The organism is Actinomycetospora aeridis, assembly GCF_037400275.1.
Taxonomy (GTDB): Bacteria; Actinomycetota; Actinomycetes; order Mycobacteriales; family Pseudonocardiaceae; genus Actinomycetospora; species Actinomycetospora aeridis.
Genome location: NZ_JBBEGL010000002.1, coordinates 745,464 through 765,121, shown reverse-complemented (window position 1 = coordinate 765,121; position 19,658 = coordinate 745,464). Strand labels below are relative to the sequence as shown.

General features: G+C 72.5%; 14 protein-coding genes. 6 read left to right on the top strand and 8 right to left on the bottom strand.

Annotated elements, in window-relative coordinates; all coding sequences use genetic code 11:
• Nucleotide 1: 1 nt before the first annotated feature.
• A complete protein-coding gene (locus WCD41_RS09225; RefSeq protein WP_337713102.1) occupies nt 2–3,295 on the bottom strand; it encodes an arabinosyltransferase domain-containing protein in 3,294 nt (1,097 codons plus the stop codon).
• Nucleotides 3,296–3,428: 133 nt separating this feature from the next.
• On the opposite strand from WCD41_RS09225, the gene WCD41_RS09220 reads away from it, so the two are divergent.
• The 5 genes from WCD41_RS09220 (at nt 3,429) to WCD41_RS09200 (ending at nt 7,210) form a co-directional block, all read left to right on the top strand.
• Nucleotides 3,429–4,574 carry a glycosyltransferase family 4 protein gene (locus tag WCD41_RS09220; protein WP_337713101.1) on the top strand — a complete coding sequence of 382 codons (1,146 nt, stop codon included), beginning with the start codon at nt 3,429–3,431 and terminating at the stop codon, nt 4,572–4,574.
• A 26-nt stretch (nt 4,575–4,600) separates the two neighbouring features.
• A complete protein-coding gene (locus tag WCD41_RS09215) occupies nt 4,601–5,323 on the top strand; it encodes a class I SAM-dependent methyltransferase (RefSeq protein ID WP_337713100.1) in 723 nt (240 codons plus the stop codon).
• Nucleotides 5,324–5,430: 107 nt separating this feature from the next.
• Complete coding sequence (locus WCD41_RS09210; protein WP_337713099.1) at nt 5,431–6,045, top strand: methyltransferase domain-containing protein; 615 nt, start codon at nt 5,431–5,433, stop codon at nt 6,043–6,045.
• A complete protein-coding gene (locus WCD41_RS09205; RefSeq protein ID WP_337713098.1) occupies nt 6,042–6,818 on the top strand; it encodes a glycosyltransferase family 2 protein in 777 nt (258 codons plus the stop codon). The genes WCD41_RS09210 and WCD41_RS09205 overlap by 4 nt, the downstream gene beginning before the upstream one ends.
• Nucleotides 6,818–7,210 carry a DUF2304 domain-containing protein gene (locus WCD41_RS09200; protein ID WP_337713097.1) on the top strand — a complete coding sequence of 131 codons (393 nt, stop codon included), beginning with the start codon at nt 6,818–6,820 and terminating at the stop codon, nt 7,208–7,210. The genes WCD41_RS09205 and WCD41_RS09200 overlap by 1 nt, the downstream gene beginning before the upstream one ends.
• A gap of 6 nt (nt 7,211–7,216) precedes the next feature.
• On the opposite strand, the gene WCD41_RS09195 is transcribed toward WCD41_RS09200, so the two are convergent.
• From WCD41_RS09195 to wsfD, 4 genes are read right to left on the bottom strand one after another with little or no spacing between them, the layout of a single operon-like run.
• Entirely contained in the window at nt 7,217–8,236 is a 1,020-nt protein-coding gene (locus WCD41_RS09195; RefSeq protein WP_337713348.1) for a glycosyltransferase, read from the bottom strand.
• On the bottom strand, nt 8,233–9,495 hold the full coding sequence (locus WCD41_RS09190) for a hypothetical protein (protein ID WP_337713096.1): 1,263 nt from the start codon (nt 9,493–9,495) through the stop codon (nt 8,233–8,235). The genes WCD41_RS09195 and WCD41_RS09190 overlap by 4 nt, the downstream gene beginning before the upstream one ends.
• Nucleotides 9,492–11,429, bottom strand: a complete 1,938-nt coding sequence (locus WCD41_RS09185; protein ID WP_337713095.1) for a DUF6541 family protein — start codon at nt 11,427–11,429, stop codon at nt 9,492–9,494. The genes WCD41_RS09190 and WCD41_RS09185 overlap by 4 nt, the downstream gene beginning before the upstream one ends.
• A 2-nt stretch (nt 11,430–11,431) precedes the next feature.
• Entirely contained in the window at nt 11,432–12,961 is a 1,530-nt protein-coding gene (gene wsfD / locus WCD41_RS09180; RefSeq protein ID WP_337713094.1) for a glycan biosynthesis hexose transferase WsfD, read from the bottom strand.
• A gap of 177 nt (nt 12,962–13,138) precedes the next feature.
• On the opposite strand from wsfD, the gene WCD41_RS09175 reads away from it, so the two are divergent.
• The gene (locus WCD41_RS09175; protein WP_337713093.1) at nt 13,139–13,774 is read left to right on the top strand and encodes a class I SAM-dependent methyltransferase; all 636 of its coding nucleotides are present in this window, start codon (nt 13,139–13,141) and stop codon (nt 13,772–13,774) included.
• Between the two features lie 4 nt (nt 13,775–13,778).
• On the opposite strand, the gene WCD41_RS09170 is transcribed toward WCD41_RS09175, so the two are convergent.
• The 3 genes from WCD41_RS09170 to WCD41_RS09160 all read right to left on the bottom strand — a co-directional run bounded on the left by WCD41_RS09170 (nt 13,779) and on the right by WCD41_RS09160 (nt 19,654).
• Nucleotides 13,779–15,854: an acyltransferase family protein gene (locus tag WCD41_RS09170; RefSeq protein ID WP_337713092.1), complete on the bottom strand. Its 2,076-nt coding sequence runs from the start codon at nt 15,852–15,854 to the stop codon at nt 13,779–13,781.
• A 60-nt stretch (nt 15,855–15,914) separates the two neighbouring features.
• Nucleotides 15,915–17,510 carry an SGNH hydrolase domain-containing protein gene (locus tag WCD41_RS09165; protein WP_337713091.1) on the bottom strand — a complete coding sequence of 532 codons (1,596 nt, stop codon included), beginning with the start codon at nt 17,508–17,510 and terminating at the stop codon, nt 15,915–15,917.
• A gap of 266 nt (nt 17,511–17,776) precedes the next feature.
• Entirely contained in the window at nt 17,777–19,654 is a 1,878-nt protein-coding gene (locus WCD41_RS09160; RefSeq protein WP_337713090.1) for a glycosyltransferase, read from the bottom strand.
• Nucleotides 19,655–19,658: the final 4 nt, after the last annotated feature.

The window sequence follows — 19,658 nt, the reverse complement described above, 5'->3', positions numbered from 1 at the left end:
GTCAGGGCCGGCCGGACACGGTCTCGCGGTTCCGGATCAGCGCGTAGCCGTCGGACGGGTAGGGCTCGCGGTACTGCCAGACGTGCACGTCGTCGACCTGCTCGCCGACGTCGCGCACGCGGGTGATGAGCAGCGAGACCTCGGCCTCGCGCTGCGCGTGGCCGAGCAGCCCGCCGCGCTCGGGGCTGAACGTCCAGTCCGCGAGCGCCGCCTCCGGGGTGACACCGAACCCGATCGCCGCCACGGCAGGCTCGGTGATCCCGGCCTGCTGGACGGGCTGGCGCTGGCAGGGGAACAGCGACTTGATCTGCCACGCGACGCCGACGGCGCCACCGGGCGGCAGGAACTCCTGCAGGGGCACCCACCGGCGTTCGACGGGCGCGCTGAACGCCAGCCACCCACCGGTGTCGGTCGCCCGGTCGTCGGCGACGAGGCGCACGGCGTCCGCACCGTCCGGGGGCTCCGCCTCGTCGACCAGGGGGACGGTCCGCCACTCGACGGTGTTCTCCTCGTCCCCGATCGACCGGCTCCCCAGCGGGGCGAACCCGCCCGGGGTCTCGCGCCCGTACTCGACGCGCAACGAGACGTCGTCCTCCCGCAGCCGACCCGAGACGGCGACGGCGAGCCCCTGATCGGCCGCCGAGGGGTTCAGCCGGTACCAGTCCGTCGTGGACGTGCCGGTGCGCGCGTCGGCGTCCGCACCGAGCCGGGGCACGAGGAAGCTGCCGAACACCGGCACGTCGGGGGGCAGGTCGTCCGGCGGCGGGCTGTCCGGGAGGAACGCTCCGGGGACGAACGCCTCGGGACGGTCCTCGGGCGCCGGCGCGTCCGGCGCGTCGACGCCCACCAGGGGCGGCGGGGGAGCGGCACCGGGGAGGACCGCCGGGGCCAGGGCACGCGCGCCGCGGTCGTCGAGGACGTCGATCTGCCCGGCCAGCCCGCACCGCGTGCCGGTCGGGTCCCGCCAGGCGTCCACCTGCGGCGACCACGTCGTCGCCGTCCGGTCCGCGGCGCGCACGAAGTCGCCGACGGTCCACACCGTGATCGCGAGCAGGAGGACGACGACCGTGACCGGGACGGCGCCGGCGAGGGCGAGACGGCGGCGGTCCGGGGCGAGCAGGTGCAGGCCGAGGACGACCAGCCCCGTGACGACGGCGAGCACCAGCAGCCACCACAGCGGCTGGTCGAGCTCCACGCCGCCCACCGACGGGTAGTTCCCGTCCGCGGGCTGACCGAGCCCCCACCCGTGGGGCCACATCGCCCGCCCGTGCCAGGCCAGCGCTGCGACGAGCACCGTCGCCACCCCGGCCCCGACCAGCGCGGCCTGGGGCACACGCCGGGCGCGGTCGAGGGCGGCGAGCAGCTGCGGGCCGAGGACGAGGAGCAGCGCGAGGAAGACCGCGCCGAGGCCCGCGAACGCGCCGAAGTGGTGGGTCGGCTTGCTCGGCGTCGGCAGCAGCAGGGCGAACGCCAGGAGCGTCGACCAGCCGGCGAGGGGGAGCCGGGCGGGCACGCGCAGGTCGCGCGCCCGGGCGGCGACGAGCAGCACGAGGAACCAGACGAGGGCGAGCAGGCAGACCACCACCGCGGCCCGCCGCGCGTACGACCCGAAGTGGTTGTCGGTGCTCAGGAGGACGGCGTAGCGGCCGAGCTCCTCGTACCAGGTGGTGGCCCGCTGGATCGGGGCGAAGATGTCCTGGCTGCGGACGAAGTCGCGGTAGGCGCCGTCGGAGAACCCGAGCAGGCTCCCGACCGCCCCCGGCGCGATGATCACCACCCACCGTCCGGCGACGGCGAGCCAGGTGGCCGAGCCCTCCCGCACCAGCCGCCACGCCGCGGGGGCGGCGACGAGCAGCGGGGCCAGCGTGATGAACCCGGTGGGCGCGGCCATCAGCCCGGCCGTGCCCAGACCCACCGCGAGCCCGAGCAGGGCGAGCCGGCGACGTTCGAGACCCACGGCGACGGCCAGCAGCGTCGCGACCGTGAAGAACGCGACCACCGGCTCGGGGCGCGTGCCCATGTCGTAGGGCAGCCACCAGGAGAGGTAGGCCACGGCGAGGACCAGCAGCGCGACCGTCGGCAGCCACCGGCGCCCGCCCGCCACGGCGCGGTGCACGAACGCCCGCGCCACGAACCACGTCGCGATCCCGAGGACCAGCGCGGGGATGCGCAGGGTCACCGATCCGACGCCATTGGTCTCCTGCCACCACGACAGCGCGTAGTACGGCCAGGAGAACGGCGTGAAGCCCTGGTTGTAGAGCTGGTAGACGTTCGGCACGTAGCCGGAGAACGGGACGTTCGCCGCCATCGCGCTGTAGTAGCCGTCGTCGTCGGTGATCGGCGCCAGGTACAGCCAGGCCACCAGCACCCCGACCACCACGAGGTCGAGCAGCAGCGGCGGCAGGGCCCAGGGCGTCAGGCGGGGCCGGAGCCACGCGACGACCCGCGCCCCCGGGGGCCCCCGCTCGCGGTCGGTCCACCGGGGGTACGCCGCTGCCAGCGCCAGGACGGTCATCGCGACGGCCCCGACGACGAGGGCCAGCACGATCACCACGATGAGCGCGGACTTCACCCCCGACGGGGAGTGGTCGAACGCGTCGTCCGCCGTGAGGCGCACCGAGAGGTCGTCGGCGGTCAGGTCCGGGCCCGGCGGCACCGAGCTGCGCAGGGCGTCGACGTCCGGCAGCGGCGTCAGCAGCTCGGCCTCGGGCTCGGCCTCGGGCAGCAGCTCGTCGCGCTCCTCCGGCGTGATCTCGTCGGCCGGGATCGGCTCGGGCAGGCGGCTGCGGACCTCCGAGACCACCGCGCCGTCGAGCGCGACCCGCATCGCCGCAGCGTCGCCGGACACCACGAACCGGCAGTCGCCCTCCGGCAGCGGGCCGGCCCACAGGTCGTCGCCACCGCTGCGGACGGTCAGGCCGTCGGGCCGCGAGCGGATCGTCAGCGCGTCCGTGCGGGCGTCGCGGGAGTCCGGGCCCATCGTCGAGAGGACGACCCCGTCCGGCGTGGCCGCGGCGGCCCGCGCGGCCCGGCAGCTGAACCGGACCTCGAGGTCGGCCGGCTCGTAGGCCGTGAGCATGAGCATCGTGGGGGCCGGGTCGCGGGGGTCGACCGGCCAGCGGACCTCGGGGGTGCTCACCTCGACGGGGGCGAACGGCAGGACGAGCGCGCCCACGATCGCGACCAGCCCGGCGATCACCGCCACCGTGCGGCACGCCGACCGGAGACGGTCCCGCGGGGGCCGGGGGAGATCGTCGTCGACGGCCTGCCACTGCGGCCGTACGTCCGTGCTCACGCCTCCCGCTCCCACCTCATCGCCGGATCCGCCACGCTAACCGCCCCCCGCCGGGGCGCCGCCCGGCCCCCCGTACGGTCGTCGGAGGGGGATGGAACGGGACGCATCGGACGAGGTGAACGGGAGGCGATCGGTGCCGGAGGGGCTCCCGCCCGACACGAGCGATGACGCCAACGACGTCCTCATCGTCCTGACCTACTACTGGCCCTACGTCTCCGGTCTCACCAACGTCGCCCGCGACGTCGCCGAGGGCCTGGCCGCCCGCGGCTGGCGCGTGTGCGTCGTGACGAGCAAGCACGACCCGGCGCTGCCAACCCACGACGAGCGGAACGGTGTGCGGATCGTGCGCGCCCCGGTGCTGGCCCGTGTCGGCAAGGGCACGATCGGGATCAACCTGACCCGCATGGCCGTGCGGGAGATGCGGCGCTCGCGGGTGGTCAACCTGCACCTGCCCCTCATCGAGGCCGGGGTGCTGAGCCGCCTGTCGCCGGTGCCGGTGGTCTCCACCTACCACTGCGACGTCACGCTGCCGCCCGGCGTCGTCAACGACCTGCAGCGGCGCGCGATCGACCGGGCGAGCGCCGGGGCGCTGCGCCGCTCGGTGACCACGGTGGTCAGCAGCGAGGACTACGCCCGGCACAGCCGGCTGTGGCCGGTGATCCACCCGACGATGGCCGCGATTCCCCCGCCCTGCCTGCCGCGCGGTGCGGGACGGCCGACCTTCCGCGACGGGAGCGGCTTCCACGTCGGTTTCCTCGGGCGGCTGGTGGAGGAGAAGGGTGTCGAGCACCTCGTCGACGCCTTCCGCGCGCTCGACGACCCCGACGCCCGGCTGCTCGTGGGCGGCGACTACCTCGGCGTCGCGGGCGGCAGCGTCGTCGACCGGATCCGCCGCCACGCCGGCGACGACCCGCGGATCTCGCTGCTCGGCTTCCTGCCCGACGAGGACCTCGACGACTTCTACGCCTCGCTCGACGCCTTCGCGCTGCCGTCGGTGAACGCGTTCGAGGCGTTCGGCATCGTGCAGGTCGTCGCCATGCGCGCCGGCGTGCCCGCGCTCGTCAGCGACCTCCCCGGGGTGCGCACGGTGGTGAGCACGACCGGGTTCGGCGAGGTCGTGCCGCCGGGCGACGTCGTGGAGCTCACCGCGGCGCTGCGGCGCACGCGCGACGCACCGCCCGACGCCGACGCCGGTCGGGCGGCCGCCGACGAGCACTACGGCGTCGACGCGGTGCTCGACGCCTACGAGGCCGTGTTCACCAAGGCCGCCGACCGGTGAGCCGACCGCACCGGGAGGAGCGTCCGTTGGGTACCGAGGGCATCGACGAGGTCTCGAGGACCTGGACCCGCCTCGGCGAGGAGGACCCGATGTGGGCGGTCCTCACCGACGCGGACAAGGCGGGCGGCCGCTGGAGCGCCGCGGACTTCCTCGCCACCGGCGTCGAGGAGATCGCGGCGGTGCTCGCCCGGCTCGCCGAGCTGGGACTCGAGCCCGGCCGCGACCGCGCCCTCGACTTCGGCTGCGGCGCCGGGCGGCTGAGCCACGGCCTCGCGCAGGCGGGTTTCGCCGACGTGGTCGGGCTGGACATCTCCCCGACGATGCTCGCGGCGGCCCGCCGCACCGTCGAGGCGCCGGCCTGCCGGTTCGAGCAGGTGACCGGCGCCGACCTCGCCGCCGTGCCGAGCGACTCGGTCGACCTCGTCTACTCCTGCCGGGTCCTGCAGCACATGCCGCCGCCGCTGGCCCACGGCTACGTCCGCGAGTTCCACCGCGTGGTCCGCCCGGGCGGTGTCGTCGTGTTCCAGATGCCCACCGCGCCGGCCCGCACCCCTGCCGGCCTGGTGCTGCGTCTCCTGCCGCAACCGGTCGCGGTCCGCCTGCGCCGGGGCATGGAGATGCACGGGACGCCGGAGCGCGACGTCCGGGCGCTCGTCGCGTCGCTGGGGGCGCGGGTCGTCACGGCCGATCCGGACACCAGCGCCGGGGAGCGGTGGCAGAGCCGGCTCTACGTGACCACGGGGCGCTGAGCGGGATCTCTCCACTCGACGCGCCTCGTCACGGTTCGGCGACGGCCCGCGACCACGGGCGGAGAGTCGACGCAGGGCCGCACACTGGAGCGGGCTACCCTCCCGGGGTGGCATCCGGCACCGGAAGCACCGAAGACCGGTCGTACACCGAGCGCCTGACACGGCTCGGCGGTGCGCGCTGGAAGCAGGTGCTCGACGTCCAGGCTCCCTATCGGTGGAATCTGCGCCGCCACCTCGGCGGTCGGACCGTCCTGGATGTGGGCTGCGGCATCGGTCGGAACCTCCAGCACCTGGACCCGAGCAGCGTCGGCGTCGACCACAACGCGGAGTCCGTGGGCCTGTGTCGGGAGGCCGGCCTGAGAGCGATCACCACCGACGAGCTGGAGAGCTCGGAGGAGATGATCCCGGGTCGTTTCGACGCACTCCTCGCTGCACACCTCCTGGAGCACCTACCCGAGGGCGCGGCGGCCGACGTGCTTCGCCCGTACCTCCGGTTCCTCGCTCCCGGCGCCCGTCTCGTCTTCATCTGCCCGCAGCAGCGGGGGTTCCGTTCCGACGCCACGCACACGGTCTACTTCGACGACGACCTCCTCGCACGCACGATGCGCGAGATCGGCGGGGAGGTCGTGGATCAGTCCTCGTTCCCGTTCCCCCGAGCTGCCGGGCCGTGGTTCACCTACAACGAGTTCGTCACGGTCGGGCGACTCGCCGATCGGCGATGATCGGCGCCGCGACCGCCGGGGTGCCCACGCTCCGTCCGGTGGCCGATCTCCTCGTGGTGCTCCCTGCCCTCAACGAAGAGGACTCGGTCGGCCGCGTGGTCGACGAGGTCCGTCGAGCTCGACCCGACGCCGATGTGCTGGTCATCGACGACGGCTCGACCGATGCCACGGCAGCACGGGCCAGGGACGCCGGCGCACGGGTGATGGTTCTGCCGTTCAATCTCGGTGTCGGTGGGGCGATGCGAGCGGCCTATCGCTATGCCCACGACCGTGGCTACCGCTATGTCGTCCAGGTCGATGCGGACGGTCAGCACGACCCCGCCGACCTGCGTCGGTTGCAGGAGCGGATGAGCGACACGGACGTCGTCGTCGGGGCTCGTTTCGCCGGCATCGGCGAGTACGAGGCGCGTGGGCCCCGTCGATGGGCGATGAGACTGCTCGCCGCCGTCCTGAGCCGCCTGACCAGCGTTCCGCTCACCGATCCGACCTCCGGCTTCCGCATGGTCAACCAGCGAGCCCTGTCCCTCTTCGCGGTCGAGTTCCCGGAGGAGTATCTCGGCGACACGGTGGAGGCCCTGGTGCTCGCGCACCGCGCCGGCCTCCGGATCGGGCAGGTGCCGGTGGCGATGCGGGAACGCACGACGGGCCAGGCAACCCAGAACGTCTTCCGTTCCTCCGCCTACCTTCTGCGGGTCGTCGCCGCGATCGGGCTCGCGGTGGCCCGTCGGGCCCCGGAGATCGTGAGCGCGCCGGAGCGTCACGAGGTGAAGTGATGGCCCGCCTCACGATCGTGACGATCGTGATCGCCGTCGTCGCGTTCGCCTTCGTGTTCGAACTGCTCCGTCGGCGTCGCCTCCGAGAGAAGTACGCGGTCCTGTGGGTCGTCGTGGCAGGGCTGACGGTGATCCTCTCGATCTTCCCGTCCCTGCTGGTGCGTTCGGCCGCCCTGATCGGCGTCGCGACTCCGAGCAACCTGCTCTTCCTCGTGTCGCTGTTGATTCTCTTCGCGGTGTCGCTCCAGTTGTCCGGAGAGGTCGGCGAACTGGAGGAACAGAGCCGTCGACTCGCTGAGCAGGTCGGAGCGCTCCAGCTGCGCCTCGAGGACCTCGAGGCGCAGGCGACGGACACCGGTGGAAGCGACGAGACGCGGGACACACCGGGCTGAGCCGGCCTACACGAGGCGGCGCACGAGCCTCCAGTAGGTCGTGACGACCGCGTTGACGACACGAGTGGCCGCCGCGGAACCGATGACGTGGTCGGCAAACCTGGTCGTCAGACGCTCCATCCACTCCTGCTGGGGCACGGCCCGCTCGGACTGGAGGATTCGTCGGCGCGCCCGGACATGAGCGGTGTTGCGGGCGAGCCAGAGCCACCCGGCGACCTTCTTCGGACCCCAGCCCTGGGCGAAGGCGAGCAGGGTGAGTGCGATCTCGAAGGCGATCAGAAGCGGTGCGAGCAGCAACAGAGCTCGCTTCGGCCACATCGTCGCGAGCAGCAGCAGGCGGTTGCGCTCGAGGAGGTACATCTTGGTGGGGTTCCGGGAGAACTCGTAGTGATGTCGAGCGATAGCGGTCGGGACGCATCGCGGAACGAGGCCCCACCGCCGGCAGCGCAGACTGAGCTCGGTGTCCTCGAGATACGCGAAGTAGAACTCGTCGAAGCCTGCGAGCCTCGACCACAGCTCGCGTCTCAGGACGAGGCAGGCGCCGCTGGCGCTCGACACGTCGTACGGCTCGGTGCGGTGCTCCGTCTCCTCCAGGCCTCCAGCCCAGCAGATTCCGAGGAGGTGAACCGGGTTCCCCGAGCTGTTCAGGACGTCCGGGCGCTCCGCGAACCGGATGCTGGCCATGACCGGGCCGGCGTCGGGCCGACGAGCTTCCGAGACGAGCTGGGCCAATGTTGTCGCGTCGAGGAGGCAGTCGGAGTTGACGAGGGCGAGGTACTCGCTCGTCAGGTGCTCCGCGCCGAGATTGCATCCGCCGGCGAAGCCGGTGTTCGTGCCGGGTTCCAGGACGACCAGGTCCTGACGGTGGCGCAATGGGCGGATGTCTTCCGGGGCGGCCGAGTTGTCCACCACGACGAGTTCGACCTCGACGCCCTCGGAGGCCAGCACGCTGTTCACGCACTCGGTGAGCCAGGGCTCCGCGCCGTGCGCCAGGACGATGACGCCGACCGATGTCCCCGCCGTCACGCGCGTCCCCGGCGCAGCAGCACGGCGATGGCGGTCAGCGCTGTTGCAGTGGCCCCCAGCTGACCGCAGGCGGCCGCCCACAGCGGGTCGATCGGGAGGACCGAGCCCGCCAGCAGCACACCCAGGGCCGCGGCCCACGTCAGGGCCACGGCCGCGGACCGACCTCGAGCCAGCAGTTCGGCCTGCCCGAGCTGTGCGATCGTGCCGAGGAGGATGGACGCAGCGAGCATCGCCACGATCCCGCGTGACGGCGTGCTGTCGATGGCGAAGAGCCAGGAGACGACGGGGTCGGCGAGGGCGACGGCCAGCACCATCCAGAGAGCCCCGCCCCCGACGGCCGCCACGATGTACCGGGCCTGCCGGCGGTGCGAGCCGGCGGCGCCGTGCCCACCGACCTGAGCGCGCGCGAGACGAGGCAGGAGGAGCGCCTGGATCGCCGGGAAGGCCATGACCGGAGCGCGGAGCAGGACCGCGACCGCCGCGAAGCCACCTGCCGCGGCGAGGAACGCGTCGGCCCGCGCGGTGGCGACGACCGGGGCCAGGTTCCAGACGCCCTGTGAGCAGAGGAAGAGGACCGAGCCCCACATCAGCGCGGGCACGGTGGTCGCCAGCTCGCCGGGTAGAGGCGCGTGCGACCGCGTGGCGCGGACTGCTGCCGCCGCGCCTCCGCCGACTCCCACGACGACGACTCCGGCGAGCGGGGAGAGGGCCAGGAGCCCGATCCACGCCAGGAGGGACGGGGTTCCCGTGAGGAGCAGGACCACGGCGCCGCCGAGCACCACGACGGCCTCGGCGGCCAGAGACGCGGCGAACAGGGCGTAGCGCCCGGCACCGGCGAGTGGGCCGCGCAGGAAGGACGACGCGGCGAGCCCGACCGCCGAGGCACCGAGCAGCAGGACCGCGCCGCCACCTCCCACCGCACGGGCGAGGAGAGGGCTCGTCGCCGCCAGGACGACGAGGACCGCGGCGAGGAGCAGCCCGGCCCGAGGTAGCGCCGAGCGGCACACCGCGAGCGTGCTGGTGCCCCGTTCGAGGGCGCGGGCGACGCCTCGCGTCAGTTCGAGCTCGAACGCCGCGAAGGTTCCCCGTCCCACGGTGTTCGCGAGGAGGTAGAAGGAGCTCAGACCGGCGAAGGAGGCCGCGGGGAGTGCGCGGCCCCCGGCGACGAGGGCCAGATAACCGGCTGCGGCGAGGCCGACGAGCGAGAGCGGAACCGCGAGCGCCGCGGCGCGGCCCCGGACGGACGTCGTGGCCGTCACGACGGAGCGAGCCGGTAGATCGTCATGTCCGGATTGCGGTACACCACCTGGAGGGCCCGCACCGTGTCGAGCTCCCGCAGCCCCGGCTGACGCACGGCGTCCTCGCGCAGGAAGCCCCGGTCGACGACGACCCAGCTCACGCCGAGCCGCTGCGCAGCGGCCCGGACCGCGGCGTCGGTGTCGTAGTCGTCGAAGCGCTCCTCGAGCAGGGTCGCGTCCGGCGTGACGCCGGCTCCGATGTAGTGCCCCGCCACGGGACGGACCCCGTCCAGCGCGTACATCCAGACCGAACCGTCCCCGCGGTCGTTCATCACCCGTTGGGTCGGACCCACGAGCGTGCTCAGGACGCGGAAGCCCTCGATCTCGGCGGCGGAGACCGCCGGTCCGTCGCCGACGTTGCTCTGCATCCTGATCTCGTTGCGAGCGAGGTAACTGCCTCCGGACACGAGGAGATACCCGCCGAGCACCGCCGCCGCCGTCGCGGCGGCCACAGGCAGCGCGAGGGGCCGCGACCGGGTCGCGGGGACGACGCGCCGGACCGCGTCCGCGAGCCCGCGTGCGCCGGTGGCGATGCCGTGACCGGCGACGACCGCCAGCGGGAGCGCAGCGATACCGATGAGGCGGTAGCGGTCGTTCCACCAGGGCCGGGTGACCGCCTCGACGAGCGGGGCGTCGGAGGCGGCCGCCAGGACGAACAACCCGGCGAACACCGCCGTGGGGACGATGATCCAGCGGAGCGGGCCCAGCCGCGTCAGGGCCAGCGCGCCCACCACGAGTGCGCCCGCCAGCCACAGCTGGCGGCTCTCAGCACTGTGGGAGAACAGCAGGACCCAGCCGACGGCGCCCTCCGGCGTCGACACCGCCGGCCAGTCCACCGACGCCTCGGCGGCGCTGGCCAGGGACCCGAGGACGTGGGGCACGACGACGGCGATGGCGAGGACGCCGCACGCCGCGAGGGCGAGCATCTCCGAGGCCAGACGGCGCGGCGTACCCCACCAGCGGGAGACGAGCATCGGCACGGCGAAGACGATGGCCGCGATGAGCGCGCCCGGGTGCAGGGCGAGGAGGCCGGCGGCGCCGAGCGCGAGAACGATCCCGCTCGGTACCCGGTCTCGCAGGGGGTCGGGCCGGAGGAACTCCTCGACCGTCACCAGCAGGGCCGGGATGAGGGCGATGCCCATCGCGAACGGGAGGAGCGGTCCGCGCCACAGCATGTCGTAGAAGGCCGTGATGCCGACCAGGACCACGGCGCTCGCTCCGGCCAGGATCGCCGATCCACCGACGACACGAACGAGTCCGGCCAGCCCCAACGCGGCCACACCGGCGATGAGCGCGGTGTTGGCGTTGAGGACCGACGGGATGTCCCGGCCTGTCACCTCGGTCACGGTCGACGCCAGCAGGTGATAAGCGTTCGGGTAGTACTGCGAGGTCGTCGTGCCGTACCAGTTGACCTGGCTCATCCCGCTCAAGCTGCCGTCGCCGGTCTCGACGATCCAACGGATGCCGTTGGCGTGGTAGGCGGCGTCCCAGTCCTGCGGGAGGGCGGTGAGGGTCTTGATGCCGACGAGGACCGCCAGGGCACCGATGGCTGCTGCGAGGGCGACACACGCCCCGACGGCCGCGTGTGCGGCCCGGTGCCACGGCGGCGGGGAAGGGATGGGCCCGGAGGTCGCGAGCCGGCGCGCGCCACCGACCACTGCGGCGACGACGATCGTGATCAGCGGCAGTGTCCACCAGCGCCACGGCATGCCGAGGGCGGCCACGATGGGTCCACCCGCTCCGGCGAGCCCGTAGGTGAGCAACGGGGACGCGACGGCCAGGAACCATCCCCGGGCGCCGGCAGCCGCCAGGACGAGTCCGCCGGGAACCCAGAGCACGACGCCGTAGAGGATTAGCAGTCCTGTGTCCGCCCACGTGAGCGCAGGTAGGACCATCGTTATCTCCTCGGTACCGGTCGAACCGGAACACTACTGCGCGAGTCGTCCTCGGCATCGTCCCCCTCGCGCCCGGGCACCGGGCGCCCGCGGCGGTGGAGGAGGCAGGCCGCGGCCGTGGCGACGCCTGCGAGCAGGCCCACGAGGCCGAGGTAGGAGGCGAGCCAGACGTGCTTGGCGATCTCGAAGTAGCCGTCCCCGGCGACGGCGGCGGCGACGACGAGCGCCCCGCCGGCGACGGCGGCGGCACCGGCGGCGGCCAGTGCCGTGGCCGCGCGGCCGCATCGTCGCCGCCCGCGGATCACGACCACCGTCTGGGCCACACCGGCCGCGAGGACGACGATCGAGGGGACGATCGATCGTTCGCCGAGCCAGCGCTCCAGCGTTGGGCGGTCGGCGCCCTGCTCGCCGACGGGGACCGTCGGGATCGGCGTCGGTCGGGCGGAGGGGTCGTCGGCCCGACCCGAGGGCAGATAGGCCAGCGAGGGGTCGGTGGCCGCGCGGAGTCCCGTGTCCGCGAGGGACGAGGCCGTGGCGGGGTGCGTCAGGACGTACCCGACGGCCTCCCCGCGCAGTCGGGGCCACTGCTCCCCGACGACGCCGTCCCAGTCCTCGAAGGCGGACGGCCCCGACGGGAAGTAGGCGGTGCCGAGGTACGCCCGGTACGACGCCGGCAGGCCGAGGTGCGCCAGTGCGTCACCCCCGCTCGCGGGCCCGACCGCCGTGAGCACGAGGTTGTGGGTGTTGACGGCCCCGTACGCCTCTTGCTGCCACTGCAGAGCCGCCCCGACCGGCCACGCGACCGCGGCGGTCACGGCAACGGCGATGGCGGCCCCGGCGAGCCGGGAGCGGGGAGCCCGCGTGAGGGCGCCGACGCCGAGAGCCACCAGGGCGAGCACGGCGTAACCCGGTTTCGCGGTCGCGGCGGTGGCTCCGCCGAGCAGCGTGAGGGCCAGGCCGGCGAGGCGCGGCCACGCCGGTCCGTCGGCCGCCGCGGCGACCGTCACCACGCCGCTGAGCAGGATGACCGCGCCCAGCAGCCCGGTCGGCTCGCTGTAGGTGGAGAGGAAGAACCGGGAGAACCACGGCAGCGCGAGCGGGACGACGATCGGGAGGAGCAGCAGCACCATACGGGGGCGGATGCGCGCGAGGGCGGCGGCCGCCGCCAGGAGGCCCACGGTGGTGAGCGCGACGTACAGCGTGGCGAGCGAGCTCAGGTCCCAGGGGCCGACCTGCCCGGCCACGGCCAGGCGCAGCGGTAGCAGCGCCGACGTCGGCAGGGGCGACGGGCACGGCTGGTCGGTCGCGACGAACGACGTGACGACCACGCCCTTCCAGGCCGCGCTGCCGTCGACGGTGTCCGGCGTGAGCCCGGCTCCGCAGTAGAGACGTGCACCGTCCCCGTTGTCACCCGCTCCTCGGCCGGCACCGGTTCCCAGACCGGTCCCGAGCAGCAGGCAGGCCACCGTCACGACGCCGAGCGCGGCGACGGCCGCCCATCGTCGCGCAGCCGAGGCTCCGGCGGGTGTCACCCGTGCCTCCCTCGCCTCGCGATCGGCGCGAGAGGGCTCACGCCGCGCCCTGCAGGCTAGAGAGCCGATCCGTCGACCCGTCCGAGGCGGGTGGCGTGGAGGCTCGACATCGGACATCGGGCATCATCGAGGACCGCCGTCCGGCGGTCGACGCCGGATCACGTTGAGGGGGACACCGTGGGACTCGGTGCAGCTGTTCGTCGTCGACTCGGGCCGCTCGAGTCGCCCGCCGCAGAGGCCTACCGCTCGATCTTCATCGACCTCCGCCGGTTCGCCGACCGTCTCGCGGCGCGACGCTCGGCCGAGCGCATCCTCGAGATCGGTTGCGGCGACGGATCGACCGCCGACCAGCTCTGCCGGGCGTTCCCGAACGCCGAATACGTGGGCATCGACGTCGCGCCCGATCCGGGCCGTCGATGCGGGGTGAGCCCCGAGAGGACCTCGTTCAGCGCCATCACCAGCAGCGACCTGCGACGCACCGGCCCTCAGCCCTTCTCCCTCGTCGTCCTCGTCGACGTGCTCCATCACATCCCCGACGATGCCGATCGCAGGACGGTGCTCGCCGACGCGGTCGCGATGACCGAGCCCGGCGGCACGCTCGTCATCAAGGAGTGGAGCGGTCACCGCTCCCTCGGCTACGGCCTGGCATACGCGGCGGACCGCTACGTCTCCGGCGATCGCGACGTCCGCTTCACCACCGAGGCCGAGCTCATGGCTCTCTTCGAGGACGCGCTGCCGGGGTGGACCGTCGCGTGGCGGGACGTCGTCCGACCGTGGGCCAACAACATCGTGCTCGCCCTCGAGCGGCGCTGACGCCTCACCACCCCAGGACGCGGACCGCCTCGGGGCCGACCGCGGGGGACATCGACCGCGCGTAGGTGGCGGTCAGATGGTTGTTGTCCAGGTACACGAGCGTGTTCCCGACGACGGGCGGGCAATCGGTCGGGGTGCAGAGCAGGTTGCTGACGTCGAGGAACGCGACGTTGGCGGGTACGTCAGGGACTCGCTCGTAGGACGGCGATGCGGGGTAGAGCTCGCTGCGGGGATGACTGCACGGAACGTCCGGGGAGAGCTGTCCCTCGACGCACGCCGGCGGCGAGTAGTCGAAGCGCGGGTTGTCGCGTACGGCGAGGACCTGCACACCTCGTGCCTCCAGCGCCTTCCACCCCTCGACGAACGATGCCGGCGTGTCCTCGGTGAGGCCCACCCGCACCTGGCGGGAGGCGAGGGTGACGACGGCGTCTGGCTGCTCTGCCTCTACCTCTCGCAGGGCCGCCTCGTTCCACTCCCCGCAGTTCGGGTCCTCCTCGGGTGGGAGCTGACCCAGACCGAACGAGCACGCGCCCTTGAGGATGGAGGTGACCCGCCACCGCTGCTCGGCTGCATAAGGCAGCAGCGCCGAGAGGTACTGCTGCATGTGGGAGTCGCCGATGACGAGCAGATGGCGTGCCGGCACCCCGTCGACGGCTGTCGAACAGACCTGCATCGACGACTCGAACGTCGACGTCCGGCATTGCGGCAGCGGCTGGGTCCAGTCCTGGCCGACGGTGGTGAAGGACGGGACCGGCGCCAGATCGGGTGTCGGTGCCGGGCCGCCCTCCACGAGCGCCATCGCACCCGGGTGGTCCGCGGCATCCGCGGTGGCATCGGACTGCTGCCCGAGGGCGACGATCGCCTGCCAGCTGAGGGCCAGGATCAGCACCGGAACGATGAGCATGACCGCGGCGCGGTGATTGCTCCATCGGCTGCGGCCCCCGAGGGAGGAGAGCGGCACCTCGATGAGGTGACGGGTCGCGACGGCGAGCACGACAGAGACCGCGATGACGAGGAGCCCTGCTTCGGGACCAAGGGCGCTCTCTCTCGTCAGCGCGAGCGTGAAGAGCAGGACCGGCCAGTGCCATAGGTACAGCGGAAAGCTGATGTTGCCGAGGTACTGCATCGTCGCCGAGGACAGGAAGCGGTCAGCCCCCCAGCGATGGTCGGTCCGGCCGGCGGCCAGGATCGCGAGAGCGCAGACGACGGGCCACAGCGCGAGGTAGCCGGGGAATCCGCCCTCGACGTCGAGAAGGACCCCGCAGAGCACGAGCGCGATGACGCCGAGCCAACCGGCGAAGAGTCTTGTGCCCCTGCCGAAGCGGAGCCGCTCGATGCCGAGGGCGAGGAGGCCACCGAGGGTGAACTCCCAGAGCCGGGTGGCCGAGTGGAAGTAGGCGTACTGCTGATCGAGCTGTGTCAGCACGATCGACCAGGTCAGGGAGCCGAGCGAGACGATCGTCAGGGTCGTGACGACGACACCCCGGACCGACCAGCCTGCGCGCCGGGCGAGAAGGGCGACTGCGGCGATGACAACCGGGAAGACGAGGTAGAACTGGCCCTGGATCGACAACGACCATAGGTGTTGCACCACGCTCGCGGTGTTGTGGGCGGCGTAGTAGTCGACCGAGTCGGCAGCGAGTTGCCAGTTCTGGAAGAAGAGGGCGGAGGCGAGGACCTCGCGCGATGTCTGCGCCCAGCGTGACTCCGGGAGGATCGCGAGGGATGCGACGACCACCCCGACGAGCACGACGGCGGTCGGAGCGAGGAGCCGCTTGGCGGTCTTGCCCCAGTAGGCGCTGAGATCGATCCCACCGCGCTCCGCAGCACGCGTCATCTGACCGGCGAGGAGGAACCCGGAGATGACGAAAAAGACGTCCACGCCGCCGGAGACGCGTCCGACCCAGACGTGATAGATCACGACCAGGCCGACGGCGAGAGCTCGCAACCCCTGGAGTTCGGGACGGAATCCGCTCCTCGTCGGTGGTGGATCGACCCGATGCCGCCCGGCGGACGGGGACGAGATCGGCGTCGTCACCGCGGCCGCACGGAACGGCCTGGTGGCTTCGCTCGCAGTCATCCGGCTCCCAAGCGTGTCGATCCGTACACCTGACGTTACGGCGCCAGACCAGTTGCTCAGTCAGTACCCCGGGCTTGTCCGTTCCACGGCACGCAGGAGTGCGGGCGCGACGAACGGGGCCAACGTTCCGCCGAACGTCGCACTGACGTGGTTCGAGTCCAGGTAGATCAGGACATTGCCGGTGACGGCGGGACAAACGTCGCCGGTGCAGTAGGCGTCGCTCAGGTCCAGGGTGACGACGTTCTGTGGGAGATCGCCCGCCCACGTCCACGGGAGACGTGTCGCCACGAGCGGGCCCCGCGGGGCTGCGCAGGTGTCCCCGTCGGCGGGACGGGCGTCGACGCACTCGGTCGGTGAGAAGGGAAGTCGCGGGTTGTCCCGGATGGCGAGTACCGGCACGCCGACCCGGTCGAGTGTTCGCCAGGCGTCGACGAACCCCTTCGGCGTCTCCTCGGTGAGGGCGGACCGCACATCGCGTGAGGCGAGGGTGACGACGACGGCAGGCCTCATCGCCACGATCTCCGCCATCGCAGCGCGGTTCCACTCGGTGCACCCGGCGTCTCCGAGCACCGTGTCCGAGGTGGTCGAGAACGGGCAGGCTCCGCGCAGCATGGTCACGACCTCGCCCCGACGCTCCCGGACGATCGGGCGCAACGCCGGCAGGAGCTGTTCGATGTGGGAGTCGCCGACGACGACCACGCGGAAGGCGGGATTCGCCATCTGCTCTCCGCAGAGTTGCAGAGCTGGATCGAGACCAGAGGTGGCGCACCGGGTGCCTCCGGGTGCCCAATCCGCGTCGCGGGCCATGGGTCCGGGCGTCACCCCGGACTCGGGGACGTCGCCGTATCCCGGCAGGCGTGCGACGGCACCAGGGTGCGCAGGGTCGGAGACGTCGACGAAAGCGCCGGGCCGCAGTGTCGCCGCGCCGTGCCACGCGACGGTGACCACCAGGAGCGTGGCAAGGGCGAGTCCGAGAACCCGCAACCTGTATGCGCTCTCAGACCGGCGGGCCGCGCGACCGCCGAGCGCCGAGGCGACCGCCAGGACGAGTGCCAGGCCGAGGACCGAGGCAGCACCGCGCAGGCCGACCTCGGGACGATCCCGCCACGCCAGATAGAACCCGAGGACCACGCCGGACCAGAGGTAGAACGGGAGGGCGAGCGCGGCCAGGAGCCGGAGGAGGACCTCGCCCGGGACCCGCGAAGGGCGTGAGCGCGCGGTAGCGAAGATCGCGATCAGGCCGCCGACCGCGAAAGGCCAGACTCGGGTGGCCGTGTCGAGTGCGGCGAGTGGCGCTGCATCGATCGATCGCGTCGCCGCCCATGCGGCGGAGGCTGCGGTGGCGAGCAGGAGCAGGGCGGCGAGCACGGTCGTGACGGTGCGCCCGGTTACCCGAGCGAGGCGGACCGCGGTACCCACGAGGAGGAGAGAGACGAGGCCGAGCTGACCCAGGATCGCTACGAGCCAGAGATGGGCGAGTGGCCCGGCGAGGACGCCGTTCGGCGCAGTAGCCGGGGCGACGGCGACCACGTACCAGTTCTGGACGAACAGAGCGGAGGTTACTGCCTCGGCCTGCAGCTGAGGCCACCACGAGGACGGCAGGGCGAAGGCTGCGGCCAGGAGAGCCACGGCGAGCACCAGGAGCGTCGTGGGCACGAGGGTCCGGGCGCCCCGGGCGAGCTCGCGGACGGCCGACCACGCGCGGTCGGAGACGTCGGCGAGCTGTGTGCCGAACGCCAGGAAGCCCGCGATGACGAGCAGGACGTCGACCAGGATCGACGCGGGAGCGACCTCGTCCACGCCCCACATCACGGTGAGAACGGTGAGGACGAGCCCGCCGAGGCCGCTCACGGCCGCGAATGGGTCGGATCGTCCGCTACCGTCCGCGATGACGACGCCGGCGTCCTCGCGGGTTGCCGAGCTCACGCCCCGTCGAGGCCGAAGAGACGCTTCCAGCTGTCGGCCGTGGTGAGGGCGGGACGCGCTGCACGCCACCGCTCGGCGGCGTCGCCGCCCTCCCGCGCCAGCCGCCACAGCGTCCGCGCGCCCTCCCGGGAGAGCGCGCGGAAGTGGTCCGGGTCGCGGCGGCGCAAGCGCACACCGTTCTCGCCCGCGTCGACGACCGCGACCCGATCGAACAGGGACGTGTGCCACCAGTGCGCCTCACCGGCGCCCACCAGCCCGCCGTGGTGGGGTACACGCCCGGTCACCTGCTGAACGAGTCGCTTGGCGCGGACGAGTCCGGGCCGTGACGGCTCGTGGCCGGCACGCACGATGGGCATCTCGACACTGTCCATACCAGGGACGTCGTGTACGGAGCGCAGGGGCGTTTCGGTGTAGGCGCGCCGGGCCTCCTGGACCGCGAACGTGGCGCTGACGCCGCCGTCGGCGAGCACGCCCGGACCATCGAGGAAGTCGTCGACGGCCTTGATCAGCGTCGCGGCGAGCCCGTAGTTCATCCCGACCAGGTAGCCGACCATGTTCTCCGTCAGCGTGCTGACGACCTTCCGTACCGGGAAGTCGGAGTGCAGCGCGGCCACGATCAGCGAATTCCGGTGGCTGAAGTACCGCCGCCAGTCGTCCCAGTCCTTCCACATGAAGTCCGCATGCCACAGCCCGGCACCCGGCAGCGTGACGGAGGGGAAGCCGTGGGCCCGCGCCCGGTAGCTGTACTCCACGTCGTCCCACTGGAAAAAGAGCGGGAGCGGGTACCCGGCCCCTCGGACGACCTCGGCCGGGATGATGCACGACCACCAGCCGGTGTACCCGGCGTCGACACGGCGGTCCTGAACGTTCTTGGTGCCGTCCGGGAAGTAGCCGGTCACGTCGGATTCGCCGACGGCGCCCTCGGGGATGCGCCCGGCCGCCAGGTTGTGGAAGTCGGCGTACTCGGCGCCCGCGATCACCTGCGTGGGGTGGAGCAGGTTGAGCATCTGCCCACCGACCAGTGTCGGCACCGCGGTATGCCGCGCAAAGGCGGAGAGGCGGACCACCACCTCGGGCTCGCAGCGGACATCGTCGTCCATGAGCAGCACGTCCGTCTCCGGCACCGTGCCGTTCTCGACGACCTCGTAGAGACCTCGGGTGAAGCCGCCGGCACCACCGAGGTTGCTCTGGGTCAGATATGTCAGGCGGTCGCCGAGTTCCGCGACGAGGTCGGCGTAGCCGGGCTGTTCCTCGACGCGGTCGGAGCCCTGGTCGACCACTACGATCCGGTCCAGGAAGTCGAGCGCTTCCCCGTCGTCGACGATCACCTTCAGCGTCGTGAGGCAGTCGACGGGCCGGTTGTGGGTGCAGACGACCATGGAGGTCTGCCGATCGCTCACCGGCGCCGAGATCGTCCACCGGCTTGCGGAGAGCACCAGCTCGTCCTCGTCGGTCAGCACCTCCACCCACAGGCCGCCACCGTCGAGGAAACGGTCGAGCGGGGCCTCGAGCGAGACGTCCTCGGATTCGACGTCGTGCACGGCGAGCGTGCGAGGAACACCATTGGTGTCCGAGGCGCGCAGGAGGATGCGGCCGTGCCCGCGGATACGCCCCTCGAAGCGGACCGCGGTCGCGGTCGCCCAGCGCTGCCAGTAGCTCGCGGGGAACCGTCCGAAGTACGTGTTCGTGCTGACGTGGCTGAACTCGCCGACACGGATGTGGTGTCGCCGGCGTTCCGCCTGTCCTCGGACGACCTCGGCGTACAGGTCGTCGGGGGTGTCGGATGTCGGGCCGGAGTACAGGCCTCGGGCGACCACCATCCGTCCCGCGCCCGTCGTGGGCGCCGTGGTGCGGACGGCTTGGACGTCGGTCATGTGC

Bases quoted from the DNA above. Each gene is read 5' to 3' on its own strand.
- WCD41_RS09170 (WP_337713092.1), bottom strand. From the start codon at position 15,854: ATGACTGCGAGCGAAGCCACCAGGCCGTTCCGTGCGGCCGCGGTGACG.
- WCD41_RS09200 (WP_337713097.1), top strand. From the start codon at position 6,818: ATGGCCCGCCTCACGATCGTGACGATCGTGATCGCCGTCGTCGCGTTC.
- WCD41_RS09205 (WP_337713098.1), top strand. From the start codon at position 6,042: ATGATCGGCGCCGCGACCGCCGGGGTGCCCACGCTCCGTCCGGTGGCC.
- WCD41_RS09160 (WP_337713090.1), bottom strand. From the start codon at position 19,654: ATGACCGACGTCCAAGCCGTCCGCACCACGGCGCCCACGACGGGCGCG.
- WCD41_RS09185 (WP_337713095.1), bottom strand. From the start codon at position 11,429: ATGGTCCTACCTGCGCTCACGTGGGCGGACACAGGACTGCTAATCCTC.